Here is a 21,579-nt window from a genome sequence, read left to right as displayed (position 1 = left end):
AATACCGTGAGTTCTCCTGTAATTTATATCAATATGATTTCGGATCTTGTTTGCCCTTGGTGTTTCATTGGGCGCAAGAGACTTTTCAAAGCAATAGCAGCACTACCGGAAATCACGATAAAACTTTCATGGACGCCGTTCCAACTTTATCCAAATATGAAGCCAGAAGGCATTCCCTATCCAATTCATATGAAGAAAGTCCTAGGCAACCAGAACGCAATTGACGAAACCGAACGGACATTACTCGACCTTGGCAAACAGGAAGATATCGAATTCGATTTTGCTGCTATCAAAACCGAGCCTAATTCTCTTGATGCCCACCGTGTGGTTTATTGGGCTTCTCAGGATAAAGCAGGTATGCAGGACAAACTGATTGCCGAACTTTTTTCCCGTTTTTTTGAACAAGGCCAGAATATTGGTGATCATGCCGTATTAGTTGACGCAGCTAAAAGCGCGGGAATGCGTTTCGACGTTGTCGAAAAATTGCTTGAAACCGACATTGATAAAGACACCATCAAACAAGACAGCGCCCATTCCTATTATATCGGTGTACGTGGCGTGCCATCATTTATTATCGACAAAAAATATGTGGTTATGGGTGCGCAACCAACCGAGGTTTTAATCGACACCATTGAACAAATTGCCGACGGCTATGAACCAGGAGCAAGTGAAGATCGATAAAATCGGGTTCGGTTGTAATCCTACAAGTCGTTTTAATTAAATAAAATTCAAAAACATTTTAATGCGGGATCAACAGCACCGGTAAATCACGGTTGAAACCGCTTACGAATGAAGACGCAAAGTCTATTTCTTTGCGCCTTCTTTTGAAAGTTTTACGAGTTGGGTCATGACGGTTGCAGCGCCGTTCAACCGCTGATCGGCATTCGGCCAATCACGAATAAAGACAACGCTTTGGTCAGGACGTATTTTGGCCATGCTTCCTTGCTCGCCAATCCATTTGATGAGTCCGACACCATTGGCAAAGTTGTTTTCTCTGAACTGGATAACAACGCCTTTCGGACCGGCATCCAGTTTTTCAACATTGGCTTGTCGACATAGAGCCTTGATATAAACGACTTTGAGCAAGTGCTGTACAGGAACGGGCAAGGGGCCGAACCTGTCAATCAGTTCGGCACCAAAAGCATCAATATCACCCAAATCTTCGATTTCTGCGAGCCGGCGATAAAGCGAAAGGCGCAATGGAAGGTCGGGAACATAATTATCCGGTATCATAACCGCCGTCCCTACCGAGATCTGCGGTGACCATTGGCTTTCACTCACAGCCGTACCGTCTTTCAATTCGGCAACCGCTTCTTCCAACATTTGTTGATAAAGTTCGAAACCGACTTCTTTGATATGCCCTGATTGTTCTTCACCAAGAAGGTTGCCAGCACCCCTTATATCCATGTCGTGACTTGCAAGCTGGAAACCGGCTCCAAGACTATCAAGAGATTGCAAGACTTTCAGCCGCCGATCGGCACCCAGTGTCAAAACTTTCTGGTTGGGAAGCGTGAACAAAGCATAGGCTCTCTGCTTTGAACGCCCTACCCGCCCACGTAATTGATAGAGAGCGGCAAGACCGAACATATCGGCACGATGGACGATCAATGTATTGGCCGAAGGAATATCAAGACCGGATTCAACGATACTGGTTGAAAGTAATACGTCATATTGCCCGTCATAAAAGGCATTCATAATATCATCAAGCTGGCCTGCAGGCATTTGACCATGAGCTGCTGTAACTTTCAGTTCGGGAACATGATTGCCGAGAAACTCCTGAACATCTTTCAAATCCGATATTCGCGGGCAAACATAGAAGCTCTGGCCCCCGCGATAATGTTCACGCATCAACGTTTCGCGCACAATCAGTGGATCAAACGGCGAAACAAAGGTTCTTACCGCCATACGATCAACCGGTGGCGTTGTAATAAGGGATAATTCCCTGACACCCGTCAAAGCCAATTGCAAGGTCCGTGGAATCGGGGTTGCCGAGAGGGTAAGCACATGAATATCGGTTTTCAGCTCTTTCAGACGTTCTTTCTGTTTAACGCCAAAGTTCTGTTCCTCGTCGACAACCAACAAGCCAAGTCGTGAAAACTGCATTGTCGACCCAAGCAGTGCGTGCGTACCAATAACGATATCGATTGTACCTTCACGCACACCATTTTTAACGGCTGCAAGTTCTTTGGCTCCGACAAGCCGCGATGCTTGTCCGATTTTTACCGGCAACCCCTGAAAGCGGGCTTGAAATGTTTTATAATGCTGGCGTGCCAACAGCGTTGTCGGTACCACAACGGCAACCTGATAACCATTTAATGCAGCAACAAATGCGGCTCTGATTGCAACTTCTGTCTTGCCGAATCCGACATCACCACAAATCAGCCGATCCATCGGTTTTCCCGCCGCAAGATCGCCAAGAACCGCGTCAATAGCGCGCAATTGGTCATCCGTTTCATCATAAGGGAAACGGGCAACAAATTCATCGTAGCTACCAGTCGGAGGTACAAGAACGGGGGCATTACGCATCTCGCGCTCGGCCGCAATGTGAATAAGATGGCCGGCGATTTCAAGCAAACGTTTTTTAAGTTTTGCTTTTCTGGCCTGCCATGCAACGCCGCCAAGTTTATCAAGAACAACATTTGTTCCCTCACCGCCGTAGCGTGAAAGAAGTTCGATATTTTCGACGGGAAGAAAAAGCCGGTCTTCATCGGCATAGTGAATTTCCAGACAATCTCGAGGAACTCCGGCTGCTGTAATCGTCTTCAAGCCGATAAAACGACCAATACCGTGATCAACGTGAACAACAATATCACCGCTGTTCAATGTGGTCATATCCGAAATGAAATCGGCATTGCGTTTACGCCGACGGGCAGAGCGCACGAGCCGGTCACCCAATATATCCTGTTCGGCAACAACAACCAGATCGTCGGCAACAAATCCGTGCTCCACAGTTACTACTGCTGCAGTGATATGATCGCGTGGTGTGACTTTTACGGAATGAAGAGATGTAACCTTCTCTATTCCTTTAAGACCATGTTCATCAAGCACCTGTAACAGGCGCTCCAACGATCCTTCACTCCAGCCGGTAAGGAGCACCTTGTGACCCTTCGAGCGGAGTTCCGCAACATGATCGACAACGCTTTCAAATAAATTCTTGTTTTCGGAGGTGCGTTCTTCAACAAAATCCCGCCCGATCGTAACATTGCTATGAAGGACCAGATGACCTGACGATTCCGGTTTGTTAAACGGCGTAAGGTCAATCCGGTGTCGCACTTTTTCAGATAATGACGCAATATCTTCAGGCGTCAGATAGAGCTCTGCCGGTTTTACCGGATTATAAGGTGTCGAAGAGTCTTTAGGGTCATGTTGTTCCAAGCGGGCCTGATAATAATCTTCAATAAGCTTATTACGTTCGACCATTGCCTCTTCGGCAAGATGATCAAACACCACCGGAATATCACCAATATAATCGAAAATCGTATCAAGATGATCGTAAAAAAGCGGTAGCCAATGTTCCATTCCGGAAAAACGTCGGCCTTCCGAAATCGCTTCATAAAGTGCGTCATTCGGACTGGCTGCACCGAAAGATCTAATATAATTTGTGCGGAATTTGCTAATCAATTCAGGCGTTAAAGTGATCTCGCTCATCGGCTCCAGCGAGAATTCTTTGAGCGTTTTCGTTGTTCTTTGGCTTGCCGGATCAAACGCACGTACTGTTTCAAGCGTATCACCAAAAAAATCCAGTCTTACTGGCGCATCACTTCCCGGTGCAAACAAATCGACAATTCCGCCTCTCACAGCAAAGTCGCCAATTTCACGCACGCTCGACACCCGTTCGAAACCATTATGCTCAAGGTGATGAACAAGTTTGTCCATGTCGAGGCTTTGGCCTGGTTTCGCCGTAATCGATTGGCCTTCAACCATGGAACGCGGAGGCAGCTTCTGCATAATTGCATTGGCAGTAGTCAGGATAATTGCCGGATGAGGGTTTCTTAACAGAGCAGAAATATTTGTAAGCGCTGACATCCGCTTTGCCGAAATTGCAGGATTTGGCGAAACACGGTCATAGGGAAGACAATCCCATGAAGGCAGCTGAACAACCGGCATTTGCGGCTCGATAAAACTTAAAGCATGCGTCAAATCATCAAGTTTCTGCCCTTCACGTGCGATATACAGAATTGGCCCCTTACCGCCGATTTCAGCCGCAATTTTATATATCGCAAATGGTTCGTATCCGGAGACGACACCATCAAAACTCAGATATTGTGGTAAATTTTCAGTAGCGAAGTTTTTTTTGAATATCGACATAACTTAAGCGTTAAAATCCATGCGCGTGCGGTAATCCAGAATATCGCGGAAAAGCGGCGAATCCACATCATAAGGTACAGGCACTTCACCTGTTACCCAGGTCAATAAATCCCTGTCTTCAAAGGACATGATATATTCAAGCTCATCCATGGCTTTTTCATCAAGTTTCATAATATGGGCATCGACATATTGTCCAAAGACCAGATCCATTTCACGGATTCCGCGATGCCATGCTCGAAACACAAGCCGGCGTTGTCTTGCATTCAGCTTACTGTTATCGACTTTCGAGCCTGTCATCACATCCTCCGGTTCAACACAATATGGGCATTTGTTCTATATTACGCTTGCGATCAGCTTTCAATAATTCGTTGTTTGACAATAGTCGAAATATGTAAACATGTATATGAAGACGTCATTTCAAAAGACGTTGAATATCAATTGAGTCTTTGAACGATGGATAAAAACCACTGGCGTCTTTTCAAACAGGGTGTCGTTGCCTGCATTCCGACCTTGCTCGGATATTGGGCAATCGGTTTTGCTTGCGGCGCTATTGGTGCGGTATCCGGCTTTACGATATTGCAGATTTTCTGTTTAAGTACATTTGTCTATGCGGGTTCCGCGCAATTTCTGTTTTATTCAATGGCGTCCACAGGTGCCGGATTGGTGCAAATCGCATTAGGTGTATTATTCATCAATATGCGTTATCTTTTAATCAACACCTATATGGCGCAATATTTTTCTCACGCCAATCGGCTTGAAAAGCTAGTTGGCGGTTTTTTGATGACCGACGAAACCTTTGGCGTTGCGTCACAATACGCACGTACTCACGGTAATGTTCTCCCGTTTTCATGGTTATTGGGACTTAATATCACAGCATGGCTAAGCTGGATTGTTGCAACAGTTGTCGGAACTATATTTGCGGCATCCCTACCCGATTGGTTAAAAGACAGCCTGAGTTTCAGTCTTGTCGGTATGTTTATCGGTCTTCTATTGCTTGGATGGTATGCAAGCCAGACCAAAAAAATCGATATTGTTGTGATTATTGTTGCAATGGCAATTGTTACCTTTTCACACGGCATAATTGCGGCAAATCCATCGTCAATTATCGCTACCCTCATTGCGGCAACCATTGGCATGTTTATGCTTCTCAAGTCGGGGAGTAACAAAATATAATGATGGAAAATATCGGATTGGGAATTGCGGTAGCAACTGCGGTAACCGCGATCATCAAAATTGTGCCGATCATGGCTTTGGCTCACAGGCCGTTTCCCAGACTCTTTCGTTATTGGCTGAATTTTGTTCCGGCGGCTGTGCTATCTGCTATTATCGTTGCTGAAATTCTTGAAAAACCGGAAACGACCAGTTTCGGTATTTCGGTCGCTCTTTTGAGCACAATTATTTCGCTCATTGCAGGTATGCTAACACGAAGCCTTTTTGTGACAGTCGTCGTCAGTATATTAGCTTATCTCGTATTCCAAAATATTTAGCAGGATTTCTTTTTCACAAAAAATATATGGATATCCGTGATTTACGAAGATAACTTCAAGGAAGTTCGATAATCTTGCCGCCCTTAAGGGTTATGCGCCTGTCCATTTGTTTTGCAAGTGACAGATTGTGCGTCGCAATAAGAGCAGCGAGCCCCGATTGACGAACCAAAGCAGCCAGTGCTTGAAAAACATATGCCGAGGTAACAGGATCGAGGTTTCCTGTCGGTTCATCTGCCAAGAGAACTGACGGTGCATTGGCAACTGCTCGGGCAATAGCCACACGTTGCTGCTCGCCACCGGAAAGCTCCGATGGCCGGTGTTTGGCACGATGCCCCACGCGCAGGTAGGTCAATAATTTCAATCCCCGGTCAGCCGCTTCGGAACGCTTAAGTCCGGCGATCATCTGCGGTATCATCACATTTTCCAAAGCTGTAAATTCCGGCAACAAGTGATGGAACTGATAAACAAAACCGATGTCGTTACGACGTATTGCAGTACGATCGTTATCGGACAAATTGGAACAGGAATGCCCACGTAAAACGACATCCCCGCCATTAGGCCGTTCAAGAAGTCCGGCAATATGCAACAAAGTGGATTTACCGGCACCGGACGGTGCAACCAATGCAACAGTCTGCCCCTGCTCGAGTGAAAAATTGGCTTTATCCAGAATGACAAGGGGTTTGTCATTATCCAGATAACGTCTATCAATATTCACGAGTTGTAATAACGAGGCCATTATTCATACCTCAACGCTTGCACCGGATCCAGTTTGGCAGCGCGCCAGGCCGGTATCAATGTCGCAAGGAAAGAGAGGAAAAGTGCCATAAATACAACAATCAACGTCTGCCCCCATTCCAGACGAGCCGGCAATTTGGTAAGAAAGTAAAGTTGGGGATTGAAGACATCGACATTAAATAGCCATGAAATAAAATCCTGAATATGTCCTATATTCTCGCATGTCAGAACACCTAACAAAAGCCCGAGAACCGTACCGATCACACCGATTACCATACCGGTCATAATGAATATACGCATAACTGCACTTTGTTTGGCACCCATAGTACGCAAAATGGCAATATCATGCCCCTTATCCTTGACCAACATGATCAATCCGGAAATGATATTCAGAGCTGCTACCAACACAATAAGCGACAATATGAAAAACATGACGTTGCGTTCAACTTGTAACGCAGAAAAAAACGCCTGATTTCTTGAACGCCAATCAATAGAATAAACTTGCCGCCCGACAGCTTTTTCGATTTCCGGACTTATTTTGTCAACTGCATCGGGATCGTTCAAAAATATCTCGAGTGATTGGACTTTATTGCCTAAATTGAAAAAAGCCTGAGCTTCTTTTAAAGGCATAAAGACGAAAATCGTGTCATATTCCGACATTCCCACGGTGAAGATAGCAGCGACTTTGTAAGCTTTGACACGCGGGGTTACGCCAAAAGGTGTCACATCCCCATCGGGAGTAACAATGCGGATATCGCTTCCCACAGAAAGACCCAATTTTTCAGCCATGCCGCTTCCAATCGCAACGCCGTCCTGCTTGTCAAAGTCGTCAAGACTACCGGATTTGATATTTTTTGTAACGGTCGTGAGTTTATCCAGATCTTGCTTACGAAGTCCACGAACCAGTGCTCCGGTCCCGCCTGCGGCTTCTCCTTGTGCCATAGCTTGCCCTTCAATTACAGGAAGCGCAAATTTGACACCGTCGACACCTTCAATACGTGGAATGAGCGTATTGTAATCGGTAAAATCGCTATCAATTGCTTGAATTACGAGATGGCCGTTCATACCCAAAATGCGATCGAGCAATTCAGTTCTGAAACCGTTCATAACGGCCATCACTACGATTAATGCAAAAACACCAAGCATAATGCCAATCAGCGATATGATTGATATCACCGATGTAAACATCTGTTTCCGGTTAGGAAGCATATAACGAAATGCGATCATCCATTCATAGGACGAAAATCTTAACCGGCTTACACCCTTGGCTCTCGTACTCATCAGGCCTCCGTCAGACGCCTTAAAGCCGCATCGAATGGAAGTATTTCTTTATGACCGGTTTTACGATCTTTTATTTCGACTTCGTTTTGAGCGGCGTTTTTGGGACCAATGATAATTTGTGTCGGAAGTCCGATAAGATCCATTGTCGCAAATTTCGAACCCGCACGTTCTTGTGTATCGTCAAGCAGTGGATCAAAACCGGCATTAATGAGTGATTGATACAATTTTTCACTCAAATCATCACACTTCTGATCGCCGGGCTTCATATTTATGATGCCAAAATCGAATGGCGACATTGCACGTGGCCAAATGATACCGTTTTCATCATGAGAAGCTTCGATAGCTGCGGCTACCAACCGTGATGGACCAATGCCATAAGATCCCATCGACACCGGATGTTCCTGCCCGTCAGGGCCCATAACTGTAGCATGCATCGGCAGCGAATATTTTGTACCGAAATGGAAGATATGACCAACTTCAATTCCCCTTGCCGCTATTTGATCGGATTGTGGAACTTTCGCCCAAAGCTTTTCATCATACATTTCGTCGGTTGCGGCATAGGGTGTGGTCCATTGTTTGACAATGTCAGCCATAGCGGCATCGTCAGAAAAATCGACATCAGCCGGAGGAATGGTCATGTCCAGAAAATGCTTATCGCAATAAACGGCACTTTCGCCGGTATCGGCCAGAATGATAAACTCGTGGCTTAAATTACCACCAATCGGCCCTGTATCAGCGCGCATAGGAATTGCTCTAAGCCCTGTGCGGGCGAAGGTGCGTAAATAGGAAACAAACACACGATTATAAGCGGCTTTTGCGCCTTCATAATCAATGTCGAAAGAATAGCCGTCTTTCATCAAAAATTCACGTGATCGCATAACGCCAAAACGTGGCCTTATCTCGTCACGGAATTTCCATTGAATATGATAAAGATTTAAGGGAAGATTTTTGTATGACTTTACATGAGCCCTGAAAATATCCGTAATCACTTCCTCATTGGTCGGACCATAAAGAAGCTCACGTTCCTGACGGTCCTTGATGCGCAACATTTCCAGCCCGTAAGCGTCATAACGCCCGCTTTCACGCCATAAATCGGCCGATTGTATGGTTGGCATCCAAATTTCAAGGGCGCCCGCGCGGTTTTGCTCCTCACGAATAATGGCACAAACTTTGTCAAGAACCTTTTTGCCAAGCGGTAGCCAGGCATATATTCCCGCAGCCTGTTGGCGGATCATACCGGCACGCAACATAAGACGGTGAGAAGCAATTTCAGCTTCTTTCGGGTTTTCCTTCAATATAGGCAAAAAATAACGAGATAGACGCATCGACCATTAAAATCCAACTAAAGCTCTTCGAATCGGAGCAGAATTATCAATATTTATTAACCATAGCGGCTAAACTAACGCTTGAAAATAGAAACAATCCACGATCAAAAAGTTTTCGCAAGAAATATGTTTTCTGTTTTCTCTGGCGCCAATTGAAGCGACCTTTCAATATCGCACATATTTTATTCAAGTGTCATAAAACGGTTGCACAATTCAAATCATTGACGAAAACAATCAATGACCGTCAAAAGTTGACTTCAATTATTACGAATTCAGTTTACTTCGAATGATGTATAAACACGGTACAAACCGGCTTTTTACCCCATTTTTCATTAATTGTAGCTCTGATTGAACGACGGACAGCCTCATGAATGACTTCGTCGTCTTTACGTCTTGCACGCGGGATACTGTCAATCGTCGTTTCAATCGTATTCGAAATAATATCGTCAAAAAGCTCACCCTCATTGTCTGTCTCGGGTAAACCGAAAGTAACGACTTCGGGCATTTCCACCAGATTATAATGTTTGTCGAGAAGAAATGACACAGCTACATGCCCTACATAGCTTAATTTGCGGCGTTCGCTAATGCCCATCTCATCTTCATTGCCAATGAGATTTCCGTCTTTATAAATTTGCCCGACAGGAACTTCGTCGATGATTTCGGCCGGTTCGGGAGCAAGTTTAAGCATGTCACCATTGCGGATTTCTGCCACCGTTTTAATTCCTGCCTGCCGTCCTAAAACGGTTTGTGCAGCCAAATGAAGCGCTTCGCCATGAACCGGAACCAATATTTTTGGCCTAACCCATTCATACATTTTTTTAAGGTCACTGCGCCGCGGATGACCTGAAACATGAACAAGTGCGTCGTGATCGGTAATAATTTTCACACCCATATCGATCAAGCGATTTTGTGTATCAATAATCGACCGTTCATTACCCGGTATGCTCCGCGATGAATAGATGACAGTATCACCGGCTGTCAGAGCCAGTGAACGCATTTCATCACGTGACAATTTGGCTAGAGCTGCTCTTTGTTCGCCCTGACTTCCGGTCAAAACCATGACAATTTTATCACGTGGAATATAGGGATAATCTTCTTCATTCAGAAATGGATCTATACCTTCAAGATATCCTAGTTCTTCCGCTACAGTAACACTGCGTTTTATCGACCGGCCAACCAATAGCACTTGTCTTCCGGCTTCTTTTGCTGCACGAGCTATCGAAATAATTCTTCCAACATTCGAGGAAAAGGTTGTAATTGCAACACGCCCCCTCTCGTTCGCGATTATTTCTGTCAGACTTTTTAAAACGTCATGCTCCGTGGGCGAAACCCCTTCCCGCATAGAATTGGTCGAGTCACAGACAAGAGCAAGTACACCCTCATCACCCAATTCGCTAAACCGCTTCTCGTCAGTCGGTGCGCCTAAAGATGGTTCATTGTCTATTTTCCAATCACCAGTGTGAATGACAGTGCCAAGTGAGGTTTTGATTGCCAACGAAACCGGTTCAGGAATGGAGTGTGCAACGGCTATAGCTTCGATTGCAAACGGCCCCAGTTCGAATTGATCACCCGCTTTAAAAAGTGTGACTGGAACATCATAAGAACTGTAATCCAATTCACGTTTTGTTTCCAGCAATCCGGCAGTAAAAGCGGTACAGTAAACCGGTATCTTAAGCTTCGGCCACAAATCCAGTATAGCACCGAAATGATCTTCGTGGGCATGTGTGACAACCAATCCCAATATATTCGGTCTTTCGTTTTCCAAAAATCTTATATCCGGCATTACAAGATCTACACCGGGCAATTCGGGGCCTGCAAAACTGACACCGAGATCAACCATCAACCATTGTCGGTTACCTTCCGGACCAAAGCCATAGACGCCGAGATTCATACCAATTTCGCCTACGCCTCCAAGTGGTAGAAAAACCAGCTCGTTATTTTTGCCTGATGCCATTAAAGACTCCCTGATAAACGACTTTTAGGGCCGTAATTGTCTGAATTTAATTCTTTTATCGACCTGCACTTGAAGATGCAACGTTACCGAAATGTACGTCGCCCGCGGAAACCGTTATTTCATCACCTCGATCATTGGTAATAATGCAATTGAATTTGTCGTCGAGGCCTGAAAAGATTCCCGAGATCGTTTGATTATTACCGGTGATTGTCAGCTCTTCGCCAAGATGGGCAGCATAATCGAGCCATTTTTTTCTAATGATTTCCGGTCCTTCGGGAGAAAGAAACAAATCATAATTCAACGCCCAATATTCACTAAGTAACTTGAAAATTGTTGCACTATCAACGGCTATTCCCATGTTTATGAGTGCTTCAGTCGGATAAGGAGCGTCTCGAAACGGGTGAATAATATTAACACCGATGCCAATCACCAATGCATAACTGTTTTCGCTCATCCGCTCCAGTTCAAGCAATATTCCGGAAGCTTTTGCGCCCTTTAACAGCATGTCGTTTGGCCATTTAAGGCGAATAACATCCTCGGTAATTCCATTTTTTCTCAAAAAAGCTGTTACTGCATCGGCAAGGGAAACACCGGCAACAAAACCCAACTGGGCAGCATTCATGGGATTGATATTCCGGGTTAAAAGAAGGCTCGAATAAAGATCACCTTTCGGGCTATTCCATTGGCGCCCGCGTCGGGCCCTTCCCGAAGTTTGTTCTTCGGCAACGACCCAAAGTCGATCCTTGCCTTCATGAGCTTGTGCCAAAGCAACGCGATTGGTGGAGTCCACGCTCACGTAGGACTCCAGCTTATAATGATGTTTCTGAGCAAGAAGAGAAAGTGAAAAATCCATCTCGCTCAGAAGAGTGATGCAGCAGCCTTCTCTGCCAATTGAAAGAGACAACTGCCAAAGAACACATAAAACAAAACAAAAATGCCGCTAATGGTCAATACGAACTTCAGCTCACCTGTGAGTGGCAGAAAGAGCGATTGCTGGGCTTCATCGAACCACATAATTTTTATCACACGAAGGTAATAAAAAGCACTGATAACCGAGGCGATCATACCAACAACCACAAGCGGTACCAATCCGGCATAAACTGCGGCAGAAAAAGCGTACCATTTGGCAAAGAAGCCGGCCATTGGCGGAACGCTTGCCAAAGAAAATAACATAATTGTCATTATCGACGCCATAAACGGCCTGCTTTTTGCTAATCCTGCGAGATCATAGATATTTTCTACATTGCCATCACGTGTCCGCATTCCGAGGATGAATGCAAAAGACCCTAAAATCATTGCGACGTAAACCGTCATATAAAGGATCACTCCGGTAATGCCGAATGATGTTCCGGCGGAAAGACCAACAAGCGCATAACCCATATGGCTGATTGATGAATAAGCCATAAGCCGTTTTATGTTTGTCTGGCCGATGGCGGCGAATGCCCCCAAAACCATAGAAGCAATCGACATGAAAACCAGAATCTGCTGCCAAGCGGCCAGAGCGCCGTGCATACCCGATAGTGGAAGAAAAGCTTCAACAATGACACGAATAATAAGTGCCATGGCTGCAACTTTCGGAGCACTCGCAAAAAATGCTGTAATTGGAGTCGGAGCACCTTCATAAACATCGGGTGTCCACATATGAAACGGAACGACCGAAATTTTGAACGCAAGACCTGCAAGGACAAAGACAATGCCGAAAATGATACCGAGCTGCGGAACCTGACCATTAAGAACCGATGCCAATTCATGAAAACCGATTTGACCGGTAAAGCCATAAATCAAACTAATTCCATAAAGAAGCATACCTGAAGACAAAGCGCCGAGCACAAAATATTTCAATCCGGCTTCCGATGATTTTACGTTATCCCGGTTGAAAGCAGCAAGCACATAAAGAGCCAAGGAATGAAGTTCCAAGCCCATATAAAGTGTGAGCATATTTCCGGCTGAAATCATGAGCATCATGCCGAGAACGGCAAAAAGCATCAGAATTGGATATTCAAATTTGGCAAGCTTATCCGAACGAGCAAATCCGACCGACATAATCAAGGTAAATATTGCGCCGGCGAGCATGAGAACTTTCATGAACCGGGCAAAATCATCAATGATAAGAGCATTGGTAGCAAATGCGCTATCTTTCGGTGACAGAATTATTACAAAAATTGTCGCGACTAAAAGTGCAATGGATAAGCCGGTGATCGTTACATAAGAACGTGCGCCGGAATATACACCGATCAAAAGCAGCACCAAAGCTCCTATAACAATGAGGAGTTCGGGAAATATCAGCGGCAATTGAGCCATTAAATCAGTATGCATGGACCTTCGCCTCTTTAGTGCAGCTGGTTAACAAGAGCTTCTACTGCCGCAGCCGTAGTGTTGAGAACCGGCGTCGGATAGAAACCGAAAAATACGGTAAGAGCAATCATCGGATATAGGATGAATTTCTCCCGTGGTGACAAATCAAGAAGAGCCTTCAAACTTTCCTTGTCGAGTTTTCCAAAGATAACACGGCGATAAAGATAAAGCGCATAAGACGCAGACAAAATAACGCCGGTCGTAGCAATGATAGCAACCCAGCTATTGACCTGAAATACGCCGATCAAGGTCAGGAATTCACCGAGGAATCCCGATGTACCGGGAAGAGCTATATTAGCCATTGTGAAAACCATGAACGCAACAGCATATTTCGGCATATTGTTAGCAAGACCACCAAATGCTGCAATCTCTCTGGTATGGAGCCTGTCGTAAATAACACCGACACACAGGAACAGAGCAGCGGAAACGATACCATGAGAAAGCATCTGATAGATCGCGCCTTGAATACCTTGTTCATTGGCCGCAAAAATACCCATTGTCACATATCCCATATGGGCGACAGACGAATAGGCAATCAGCTTTTTCATATCTTCCTGAACGAGTGCAACCAGAGAAGTATAAATAATAGCTATCAATGACAAAGTGAAAACAAAGGGCGCCAGATCGGCCGAAGCAACCGGAAACATTGGCAATGAAAAACGTATGAAACCGTAACCGCCCAGCTTCAACAGGATACCGGCCAAAATTACCGATCCGGCTGTAGGAGCTTCAACGTGGGCATCCGGCAACCATGTATGAACCGGCCACATTGGCATTTTTACAGCGAAAGATGCAAAGAATGCGAACCATAACCAGAATTGCATATGAGCTGGAAATTTATAGTGCAGAAGCGTCGGAATATCGAGTGTACCAGCTTGCCAGAACATCACCATAATGGCGACCAGCATGAGCACCGATCCCAAAAATGTATACAAGAAGAATTTCAAGCTTGCATAGACGCGCCGCGGACCGCCCCAGACACCGATGATAATGAACATCGGTATCAGGCTTCCCTCGAAGAATACGTAGAACAAGACAGCATCAAGAGCGCAGAAAACGCCAATAACCGCAACTTCAAGAAGAAGAAATGCAATCATATAAGCTTTTAAACGGTCTTTAACTGTTTCCCAGCTTGCCAGAACGCAAAGCGGCATAAGAAAACCGGAAAGGACAACGAACAAAACCGAAATTCCGTCAACGCCCATATGGTAGTTTATGCCACCACCAAGCCAACCGATCCGCTCTTCCATCTGGAATCCGGAGTTATTGTTATCAAATCCAGCCCAGATGATCAGGGACAATACAAATACGAACAAAGTCGTAAAAAGTGCCACATTACGAATATTGCGTTTTGCTGTTTCACCATCGTCCTTGATCAAAAGGATCAGAACAACGCCAACAAGCGGCAAAAATGTGACCGTAGAAAGAATAGGCCAGTCGGTCATCAGTTTAAGCTCCCGATCATCATCCAGGTGATGAGCGCAGCGATACCGATCAGCATCGCGAATGCGTAATGATACAGATACCCAGTCTGCATACGAACCACCTTATTGGTTATGTCTACAACGCGGGCCGCAACGCCATTCGGGCCAAGGCCATCAATAATCTTTCCGTCTCCCACCTTCCAGAAGAAGCGACCAATTACAAAAGCCGAGCGGACAAACACTACGTTATAAAGTTCATCAAAATACCATTTGTTGAGTAGAAAACGGTAAAGGAAGGGAAATGCATTGGCCAATGCCTTTGGAATGGCAGTTGCAACAATGTAAAAAAGATATGCCAATACAAACCCGACAACCATTACTACGAATGGCGACCATTTCACCCATACCGGAACGCCATGAGCGTCATGAAGGATATGATTTTCAGCACCGGTAAATATCGCGCCTTTCCAAAAAGCATCGTATAACTCGCCGGAAAAATATGGCTGGAAAATAACACCGGCAAAAACTGCACCGATCGCCAAAACAATCAACGGCACGATCATCACCGATCCCGATTCATGCACATGGTGCATAATGTCTGCTGTTGCCCGTGGCTTGCCGTGGAATGTCAGGAAAATCAGACGCCACGAATAGAAGCTCGTAAACAACGCAGCGATAACAAGCAACCAGAATGCATAGCCGCTAGCGACATTATGAGAAGCAAATGCCGATTCAATAATACCATCTTTTGAGAAAAAGCCGGCTGTACCGAAGACCGTTCCTGGAATACCGACGCCGGTCAGAGCGAGCGTTCCGATAATCATCATCCAATAGGTAGTCGGAATAAACTTACGCAAACCACCCATTTTCCGCATATCTTGTTCGTCAGAAACTGCGTGAATGACCGAACCTGCACCGAGAAAGAGCAATGCCTTGAAAAATGCGTGAGTGAACAAATGGAAGACACCAGCACTGTAAGCACCGACACCAAGTGCCACAAACATATAACCCAATTGAGAACAGGTAGAATAAGCAATGACACGCTTGATATCGTTTTGTACCAAACCGACAGTGGCGGCAAAAAATGCGGTTGTCGCGCCGATAATCACAATAACGGTCTGAGCGGTCGGAGCAAGCTCGAAAATCGGCGACATACGCGTAACCATGAATATGCCGGCGGTAACCATCGTGGCGGCGTGAATAAGCGCCGAAACCGGTGTTGGCCCCTCCATAGCATCAGGCAGCCATGTATGCAGGAAGAATTGTGCCGACTTGGCCATTGCACCGACAAAGAGAAATAGACATGCAACTGTTATTGCTTTGTTGCCATCAACTTGCCAGCTGAGGAAAGTCATTTGTTCAACGAAACTCGGATCAGCGGCTCGTGAAAAAATCGTATTGAAACTGACCGATTTGAACAGAACGAAAACGCTGAATACACCTATCAGGAATCCGAAGTCCCCTACCCGGTTTACGACGAACGCTTTGATTGCCGCAGCACATGCCGAAGGACGTTGATACCAAAAACCGATCAACAGATATGATGCTAAACCGACACCTTCCCATCCGAAGAAGAGTTGAACCAGATTGTTAGATGTGACCAGCATCAACATCATGAACGTAAAAAACGACAAGTAGGCAAAGAATCTTGGTCGCGACGGATCGTTATGCATATAGCCGATAGAATAAATATGAACCAATGCAGAAACTGTGTTGACAACGATCAGCATCACCGCCGTTAGAGCATCGATGTGCAAAGCCCAATCAAATTGCAAGCCTCCCACTCTAATCCAATGGAATATTGGAACATCAACAGTTTGCCCGCTTCCAATAGCAATATCGAAAAATGCTATCCATGAAAGAACAGCGACAATTACCATAAAGGTACAGGTCACCAGTTCGGCGGCGCGGGCTCCCAGCGTTTTTCCACCCAATCCGGCAATGAAAAAGCCTAAAATAGGTAGGAAGACAATAGCGTAAAACATAACGCGTCAGCCTTTCATCACGTTAACATCTTCGACCGCAATCGAACCGCGATTACGATAGAACACAACCAGAATAGCCAAGCCGATTGCAGCTTCTGCTGCAGCAACGGTCAACACAAAGAGCGCGAATACTTGCCCTACGAGATCGTGCAAGACCGAAGAAAAGGCCACAAAATTTAAATTGACTGAAAGCAATATGAGCTCAATCGACATCAGTATAATAATGACGTTTTTTCTGTTCAGAAAAATGCCAAAGACACCAATTGTGAACAACAATGCAGAAACGGTCAGATAGTGAGCAATTTCAATGTGCATATTATTCTTCCCGTTAAATACCCTTACCAGATTCAACTTTTTTAATTTCCATCGTGTCTTCAGGCATTCTGGCAACCTGTTTCGAGATTGATTGCCTTTTTACGCCTGCACGATGTTGCAATGTCAAAACGATCGCCCCAATCATCGCCACCAGCAATACCAAGCCGGCGAGCTGGAAATAGAACACATAATCCGTGTAGAGAATGTCACCCAATGCCTGCGTATTTGTACGCTCTGCCAAACTTGGCATTGGTTCGGTAACATGTTCTGCCAGTGTCGGAGAGAAATACGAACTTCCAAAAACCACAATAAGTTCTACAGCGATAATTATTCCGACAAGAGCGCCGATGGGAGCATATTTCAACGCGCCACTTTTCAATTCGGCGAAATCCACATCAAGCATCATCACGACGAACAAGAACAACACAGCGACCGCGCCGACATAAACAACCAATAAGATGAGGCCCAGAAATTCTGCTCCGGTTAAAATGAACAATGCTGCCGCGTTAAAGAACGCAAGAATAAGAAACAACACTGAATGCACCGGATTACGCGCGGCAACAACCATAACTGCGCTAGCCAGCATAATGAAAGCGAACAAATAAAAGAATGCCGCTGCTATACCTGTTAACATTGGTTTCCCCTAAGTTAAACCAAACGATGACGCAAAAAATTACGCCGATTTATCTTCTGCCGCGTCAATAAACGCGACCACACGATTTCTCTAAACTCACCGATAAGGTGCATCCATAGCAATATTTCGTGCTATTTCACGTTCCCAACGGTCTCCGTTCGAAAGCAGTTTTTCTTTGTCATAATAAAGTTCCTCCCGTGTTTCGGTAGCAAACTCGAAGTTCGGACCTTCAACAATTGCTTCAACCGGACAGGCTTCCTGACAAAAGCCACAATAAATACATTTAACCATATCTATGTCGTAACGAACAGTGCGACGGGTGCCGTCATTACGACGAGGTCCTGCTTCGATGGTAATAGCTTGTGCCGGACAAATAGCCTCGCATAATTTACATGCAATACAACGTTCTTCGCCATTCGGATAACGGCGCAATGCATGCTCGCCACGGAACCGGGGAGAGACAACTCCCTTCTCATAAGGATAGTTGATCGTCGGTTTTGGAGCGACAAACTGGCGCATCGACAGCCAAAACGCACTCCAGAACTCTAACAGAAGAAGTGACTTGGCAGCTCTAAAAAGACCAGACATATTCTTCACCTTCAACTTACAAGTTTCAAATAAGCTGCCGTAATAACAACCATTGCGAGTGAAATCGGCAGGAATACCTTCCAACCCAATCTCATTAGCTGGTCATAGCGGTAGCGAGGAACGAATGCTTTCACCATGGCAAACCAGAAGAAAACAAAGCATACTTTGAGCACAAACCAGATGATCCCCGGCACCCAATTTAGCCACCAGACATCAAGAGGCGGTAGCCATCCACCCATGAAAAGAATGGTTGTCAGCGCGCACATAAGGACGATTGCGACATATTCCCCAAGGAAAAACAACATGTAAGGCGTTGAAGAATATTCAATCATATGGCCGGCAACAAGCTCGGATTCTGCTTCTACCAAATCGAACGGTGGACGATTTGTTTCGGCTAAGGCAGAAATAAAGAAGATGATAAACATCGGAAATAGCGCCAACCAATTCCAATCAAGGAACGTATTGAACGGCAGTCCGATATTTGTACCCAGCCCCGCTTTCTGTCCATTAACAATTGTTGTCAGGTCAAGCGAACCGCTCACCAGAATAACAGTTACCAGAACGAAACCTATCGAAACTTCATAAGAGACCATTTGGGCGGTAGAACGTAAAGCACCCAAGAAAGGATATTTCGAGTTGGAAGCCCATCCCCCCATGATCACGCCATAAACTTCAAGTGAAGATATAGCTAGAATATAAAGTAGTCCGATATTGATGCTTGCAACTGCCCAACCTTCACTCACTGGCACAACAGCCCACGCCGATAACGCCAATGTAGAAGAAATAAACGGCGCAAGCAAAAACACGCCCTTATTTGCTCCTGCCGGAATGATCGGTTCTTTAACAACGAATTTGATCAAATCCGCAAAAGATTGGAACAAGCCCCAAGGCCCTACAACATTTGGCCCACGCCGCAATTGAACGGCGGCCCAAATCTTTCTATCGGCATAAAGCAGATATGCGATAATAATCAACAAAACTACCAAAAGCAGTACCGCTTTGCCGACGATAATCAGCAGGGGAAGCAGCCAGGTCATAAAGAAATCACCCATCGTCTTTATTTTTCCTCTCTACCTTCATTCTGCCGCTTCTGTCAGTCGGGCTTTTGCAAGGGCTGAACATTCAGCCATTACAGCCGACGCACGGGCAATCGGGTTTGTCAAATAGAAGTCTTTTATCAAAGAAGAAAAGGTTTGCTTGCCAAGTTTGGCAGTCTGCGAACCGAGCTTTTCAATGTCTTTGATATCCCCGGTTTTAATTGCGTTTATATTGGCCATATGCGGGAAGTTTTCAAACAAGCTACGGCGCAATTCAGCCAATGTATCAAACGGCAACTTATGCCCCAAAACTTCCGACAGGGCCCTTATAATCGCCCAATCTTCTTTGGCTTCTCCCGGTGCAAAGGCTGCACGTGCAGTCATTTGAACGCGCCCCTCTGTATTGACATAAATACCGGATTTTTCGGTATAGGCCGATGCAGGCAAAATGACATCCGCATTGAGTGCGCCATTGTCTCCATGGCTACCAATGTAGACGGTAAATCCTCTCTTTTTATCAAGATCGATTTCGTCAGCTCCGAGAAGGAACAATACATCAGAGTTTTGAACAATGTTTTCTGCACCAAGCTGCGAAGAAAAACCGATATCCAACCCGCCTACACGTGAAGCTGCTGTTTGGAGAACGCCCAAACCGTTCCATGTCTCCGAGAGAGCGCCTACTTCAACACAAAGCTTGGCAACCGACTTCAACACGGCTTCGCCAGTTTCTCCAACCAAAGCGGCCTGCCCCACGATAATCAACGGTTTTTCCGCTTTTTTCAAAACTTCAAAAAATTCGTTTTTACCGTTGACCACTTGCGCAAGAGTATCGGCACCTGCACCAAGATAAGTATAAGGATAACGTAGTTCCCACTTATCTCCGATAACGCCAATCGGGAAATTCCCCTGACGTTCGCGTTTGCGAATTCTTGCGTTCATTACCGCCGCTTCAAAGCGTGGATTGGAGCCAATAATCAAGAGCGCATCGGCTTCTTCAATTCCGATGATCTTAGGATTGAACATATAGGACGAACGCCCGTTTTCAGCCGAAGGGAAGCTCCCGTCCTGCCGACAATCCACCGCGGTAGAACCAAGAGATTTCAGCAACATTTTAAGCGCATACATCTCTTCTACAGTAGCAAAATCGCCGGCAATAGCACCGATCTTGTCAGCCGAAGCAAATTCTACGGCCGATTTGATAGCTCCGAATGCTTCTGCCCAGCTTGCTTCGACCAATTTGCCTTCTTTCCGGACATATGGCCGATCAAGTCTTTGGGTGCGCAAACCATCCCAGATAAAACGCGTTTTATCGGAAATCCATTCTTCGTTAATATCGTCGTTGACACGTGGCATGATACGCATAACTTCCCGCCCGCGTGTGTCAACCCGAATGGCACTCCCCAACGCATCCATCACATCGATCGTTTCAGTCTTTGTAAGTTCCCACGGACGAGCGTGGAAAGCATAAGGCTTCGACGTCAAAGCTCCAACGGGGCAAAGGTCAATGACATTGCCTTGCAATTCGGATGTCATGGCTTGCTGAAGATAAGTGGTAATCTCTGCGTCTTCACCACGTCCAATCAATCCAAGCTCCGATATTCCGGCTACTTCCGTTGTAAAACGCACACATCTTGTACAATGGATACAACGGTTCATCACCGTCTTTACCAATGGCCCGATATACTTGTTTTCAACAGCACGCTTGTCTTCTGTATAACGAGAGAAATCGTGACCATAAGCCATTGCTTGATCCTGAAGGTCGCATTCACCCCCCTGATCACAAATCGGACAGTCAAGCGGGTGATTGATGAGGAGGAATTCCATCACACCTTCACGTGCCTTTTTGACCATCGGAGTGTTGGTAAACATCTCCGGCGGCTCCCCATTGGGACCAGGACGCAAATCGCGCACACCCATTGCACATGAAGCTGTCGGCTTGGGAGGACCACCTTTTACTTCAACAAGGCACATGCGGCAGTTACCAGCGATCGATAACCGCTCATGGAAGCAGAAACGCGGAACCTCGGCTCCAGCTGCCTCGGCAGCCTGAAGAAGCGTATAGTGATCCGGTACTTCGATCTCTTTTCCGTTAATTTTGATCTTCGCCATTGTTATTCCAGTCCGCGGATAAACCGCCTAACCTTTAAAACT

The 21,579-nt window shown here is 45.6% G+C and carries 18 protein-coding genes; 3 read left to right on the top strand and 15 right to left on the bottom strand.

The features are described from left to right. Positions 1 to 6: 6 nt before the first annotated feature. Positions 7 to 681 carry a DsbA family oxidoreductase gene (locus H3S83_RS06975; RefSeq protein WP_198239266.1) on the top strand — a complete coding sequence of 225 codons (675 nt, stop codon included), beginning with the start codon at positions 7 to 9 and terminating at the stop codon, positions 679 to 681. A 123-nt stretch (positions 682 to 804) separates the two neighbouring features. Here the strand turns inward: H3S83_RS06975 and mfd are convergent, their stop codons facing one another. Both mfd and H3S83_RS06965 read right to left on the bottom strand, forming a co-directional pair. After that, positions 805 to 4,308: a transcription-repair coupling factor gene (mfd, locus tag H3S83_RS06970; RefSeq protein WP_198239265.1), complete on the bottom strand. Its 3,504-nt coding sequence runs from the start codon at positions 4,306 to 4,308 to the stop codon at positions 805 to 807. A 3-nt stretch (positions 4,309 to 4,311) separates the two neighbouring features. After that, positions 4,312 to 4,605, bottom strand: a complete 294-nt coding sequence (locus H3S83_RS06965) for a succinate dehydrogenase assembly factor 2 (RefSeq protein WP_075870685.1) — start codon at positions 4,603 to 4,605, stop codon at positions 4,312 to 4,314. A gap of 156 nt (positions 4,606 to 4,761) precedes the next feature. On the opposite strand from H3S83_RS06965, the gene H3S83_RS06960 reads away from it, so the two are divergent. Then, positions 4,762 to 5,481: an AzlC family ABC transporter permease gene (locus H3S83_RS06960; RefSeq protein WP_198224624.1), complete on the top strand. Its 720-nt coding sequence runs from the start codon at positions 4,762 to 4,764 to the stop codon at positions 5,479 to 5,481. Continuing rightward, the gene (locus tag H3S83_RS06955; RefSeq protein WP_198224625.1) at positions 5,481 to 5,795 is read left to right on the top strand and encodes an AzlD domain-containing protein; all 315 of its coding nucleotides are present in this window, start codon (positions 5,481 to 5,483) and stop codon (positions 5,793 to 5,795) included. Before H3S83_RS06960 ends, H3S83_RS06955 begins: the two co-directional genes overlap by 1 nt. 55 nt (positions 5,796 to 5,850) lie before the next feature. On the opposite strand, the gene H3S83_RS06950 is transcribed toward H3S83_RS06955, so the two are convergent. From H3S83_RS06950 to nuoG, 13 genes are all read right to left on the bottom strand, one after another. Continuing rightward, a complete protein-coding gene (locus tag H3S83_RS06950; RefSeq protein ID WP_198239264.1) occupies positions 5,851 to 6,531 on the bottom strand; it encodes an ABC transporter ATP-binding protein in 681 nt (226 codons plus the stop codon). Continuing rightward, positions 6,531 to 7,811: a lipoprotein-releasing ABC transporter permease subunit gene (locus H3S83_RS06945; RefSeq protein ID WP_078039501.1), complete on the bottom strand. Its 1,281-nt coding sequence runs from the start codon at positions 7,809 to 7,811 to the stop codon at positions 6,531 to 6,533. Before H3S83_RS06945 ends, H3S83_RS06950 begins: the two co-directional genes overlap by 1 nt. Then, positions 7,811 to 9,136: a proline--tRNA ligase gene (proS, locus tag H3S83_RS06940; protein ID WP_198239263.1), complete on the bottom strand. Its 1,326-nt coding sequence runs from the start codon at positions 9,134 to 9,136 to the stop codon at positions 7,811 to 7,813. Before proS ends, H3S83_RS06945 begins: the two co-directional genes overlap by 1 nt. Positions 9,137 to 9,413: 277 nt before the next feature. Next, the gene (locus H3S83_RS06935; RefSeq protein WP_198239262.1) at positions 9,414 to 11,090 is read right to left on the bottom strand and encodes a ribonuclease J; all 1,677 of its coding nucleotides are present in this window, start codon (positions 11,088 to 11,090) and stop codon (positions 9,414 to 9,416) included. A gap of 55 nt (positions 11,091 to 11,145) precedes the next feature. Further along, positions 11,146 to 11,886 (bottom strand): biotin--[acetyl-CoA-carboxylase] ligase, encoded by a 741-nt coding sequence (locus H3S83_RS06930; RefSeq protein WP_335617871.1) that lies wholly within the window; start codon positions 11,884 to 11,886, stop codon positions 11,146 to 11,148. 62 nt (positions 11,887 to 11,948) lie between these two features. Continuing rightward, the gene (gene nuoN, locus H3S83_RS06925; protein WP_198239260.1) at positions 11,949 to 13,406 is read right to left on the bottom strand and encodes an NADH-quinone oxidoreductase subunit NuoN; all 1,458 of its coding nucleotides are present in this window, start codon (positions 13,404 to 13,406) and stop codon (positions 11,949 to 11,951) included. A 14-nt stretch (positions 13,407 to 13,420) separates the two neighbouring features. Continuing rightward, positions 13,421 to 14,890 (bottom strand): NADH-quinone oxidoreductase subunit M, encoded by a 1,470-nt coding sequence (locus H3S83_RS06920; protein ID WP_198234200.1) that lies wholly within the window; start codon positions 14,888 to 14,890, stop codon positions 13,421 to 13,423. After that, positions 14,890 to 16,854 carry an NADH-quinone oxidoreductase subunit L gene (nuoL, locus tag H3S83_RS06915; protein ID WP_077971460.1) on the bottom strand — a complete coding sequence of 655 codons (1,965 nt, stop codon included), beginning with the start codon at positions 16,852 to 16,854 and terminating at the stop codon, positions 14,890 to 14,892. Before nuoL ends, H3S83_RS06920 begins: the two co-directional genes overlap by 1 nt. A gap of 6 nt (positions 16,855 to 16,860) precedes the next feature. Then, a complete protein-coding gene (nuoK, locus tag H3S83_RS06910) occupies positions 16,861 to 17,169 on the bottom strand; it encodes an NADH-quinone oxidoreductase subunit NuoK (RefSeq protein ID WP_075870696.1) in 309 nt (102 codons plus the stop codon). A gap of 13 nt (positions 17,170 to 17,182) precedes the next feature. Next, complete coding sequence (locus H3S83_RS06905; protein WP_077971459.1) at positions 17,183 to 17,803, bottom strand: NADH-quinone oxidoreductase subunit J; 621 nt, start codon at positions 17,801 to 17,803, stop codon at positions 17,183 to 17,185. Between the two features lie 96 nt (positions 17,804 to 17,899). Then, a complete protein-coding gene (gene nuoI, locus H3S83_RS06900) occupies positions 17,900 to 18,391 on the bottom strand; it encodes an NADH-quinone oxidoreductase subunit NuoI (RefSeq protein WP_077971458.1) in 492 nt (163 codons plus the stop codon). An 11-nt stretch (positions 18,392 to 18,402) separates the two neighbouring features. After that, on the bottom strand, positions 18,403 to 19,443 hold the full coding sequence (gene nuoH / locus H3S83_RS06895) for an NADH-quinone oxidoreductase subunit NuoH (protein ID WP_077971457.1): 1,041 nt from the start codon (positions 19,441 to 19,443) through the stop codon (positions 18,403 to 18,405). A gap of 24 nt (positions 19,444 to 19,467) precedes the next feature. Beyond that, on the bottom strand, positions 19,468 to 21,537 hold the full coding sequence (gene nuoG / locus H3S83_RS06890; protein ID WP_198239259.1) for an NADH-quinone oxidoreductase subunit NuoG: 2,070 nt from the start codon (positions 21,535 to 21,537) through the stop codon (positions 19,468 to 19,470). Positions 21,538 to 21,579 lie beyond the last annotated feature (42 nt).

This window comes from Bartonella sp. W8122 (assembly GCF_016102485.1).
Lineage (GTDB): Bacteria > Pseudomonadota > Alphaproteobacteria > Rhizobiales > Rhizobiaceae > Bartonella > Bartonella apihabitans.
The sequence above is the reverse complement of the archived record's forward strand: the minus strand, read 5'-3'. Positions and strand labels throughout refer to the sequence as shown.

Bases quoted from the DNA above. Each gene is read 5' to 3' on its own strand.
- mfd (WP_198239265.1), bottom strand. From the start codon at position 4,308: ATGTCGATATTCAAAAAAAACTTCGCTACTGAAAATTTACCACAATAT.
- H3S83_RS06965 (WP_075870685.1), bottom strand. From the start codon at position 4,605: ATGACAGGCTCGAAAGTCGATAACAGTAAGCTGAATGCAAGACAACGC.
- H3S83_RS06960 (WP_198224624.1), top strand. From the start codon at position 4,762: ATGGATAAAAACCACTGGCGTCTTTTCAAACAGGGTGTCGTTGCCTGC.
- H3S83_RS06955 (WP_198224625.1), top strand. From the start codon at position 5,481: ATGATGGAAAATATCGGATTGGGAATTGCGGTAGCAACTGCGGTAACC.
- H3S83_RS06950 (WP_198239264.1), bottom strand. From the start codon at position 6,531: ATGGCCTCGTTATTACAACTCGTGAATATTGATAGACGTTATCTGGAT.
- H3S83_RS06945 (WP_078039501.1), bottom strand. From the start codon at position 7,811: ATGAGTACGAGAGCCAAGGGTGTAAGCCGGTTAAGATTTTCGTCCTAT.
- proS (WP_198239263.1), bottom strand. From the start codon at position 9,136: ATGCGTCTATCTCGTTATTTTTTGCCTATATTGAAGGAAAACCCGAAA.
- H3S83_RS06935 (WP_198239262.1), bottom strand. From the start codon at position 11,090: ATGGCATCAGGCAAAAATAACGAGCTGGTTTTTCTACCACTTGGAGGC.
- nuoN (WP_198239260.1), bottom strand. From the start codon at position 13,406: ATGCATACTGATTTAATGGCTCAATTGCCGCTGATATTTCCCGAACTC.
- H3S83_RS06920 (WP_198234200.1), bottom strand. From the start codon at position 14,890: ATGACCGACTGGCCTATTCTTTCTACGGTCACATTTTTGCCGCTTGTT.
- nuoL (WP_077971460.1), bottom strand. From the start codon at position 16,854: ATGTTTTACGCTATTGTCTTCCTACCTATTTTAGGCTTTTTCATTGCC.
- nuoK (WP_075870696.1), bottom strand. From the start codon at position 17,169: ATGCACATTGAAATTGCTCACTATCTGACCGTTTCTGCATTGTTGTTC.
- H3S83_RS06905 (WP_077971459.1), bottom strand. From the start codon at position 17,803: ATGTTAACAGGTATAGCAGCGGCATTCTTTTATTTGTTCGCTTTCATT.
- nuoI (WP_077971458.1), bottom strand. From the start codon at position 18,391: ATGTCTGGTCTTTTTAGAGCTGCCAAGTCACTTCTTCTGTTAGAGTTC.
- nuoH (WP_077971457.1), bottom strand. From the start codon at position 19,443: ATGGGTGATTTCTTTATGACCTGGCTGCTTCCCCTGCTGATTATCGTC.
- nuoG (WP_198239259.1), bottom strand. From the start codon at position 21,537: ATGGCGAAGATCAAAATTAACGGAAAAGAGATCGAAGTACCGGATCAC.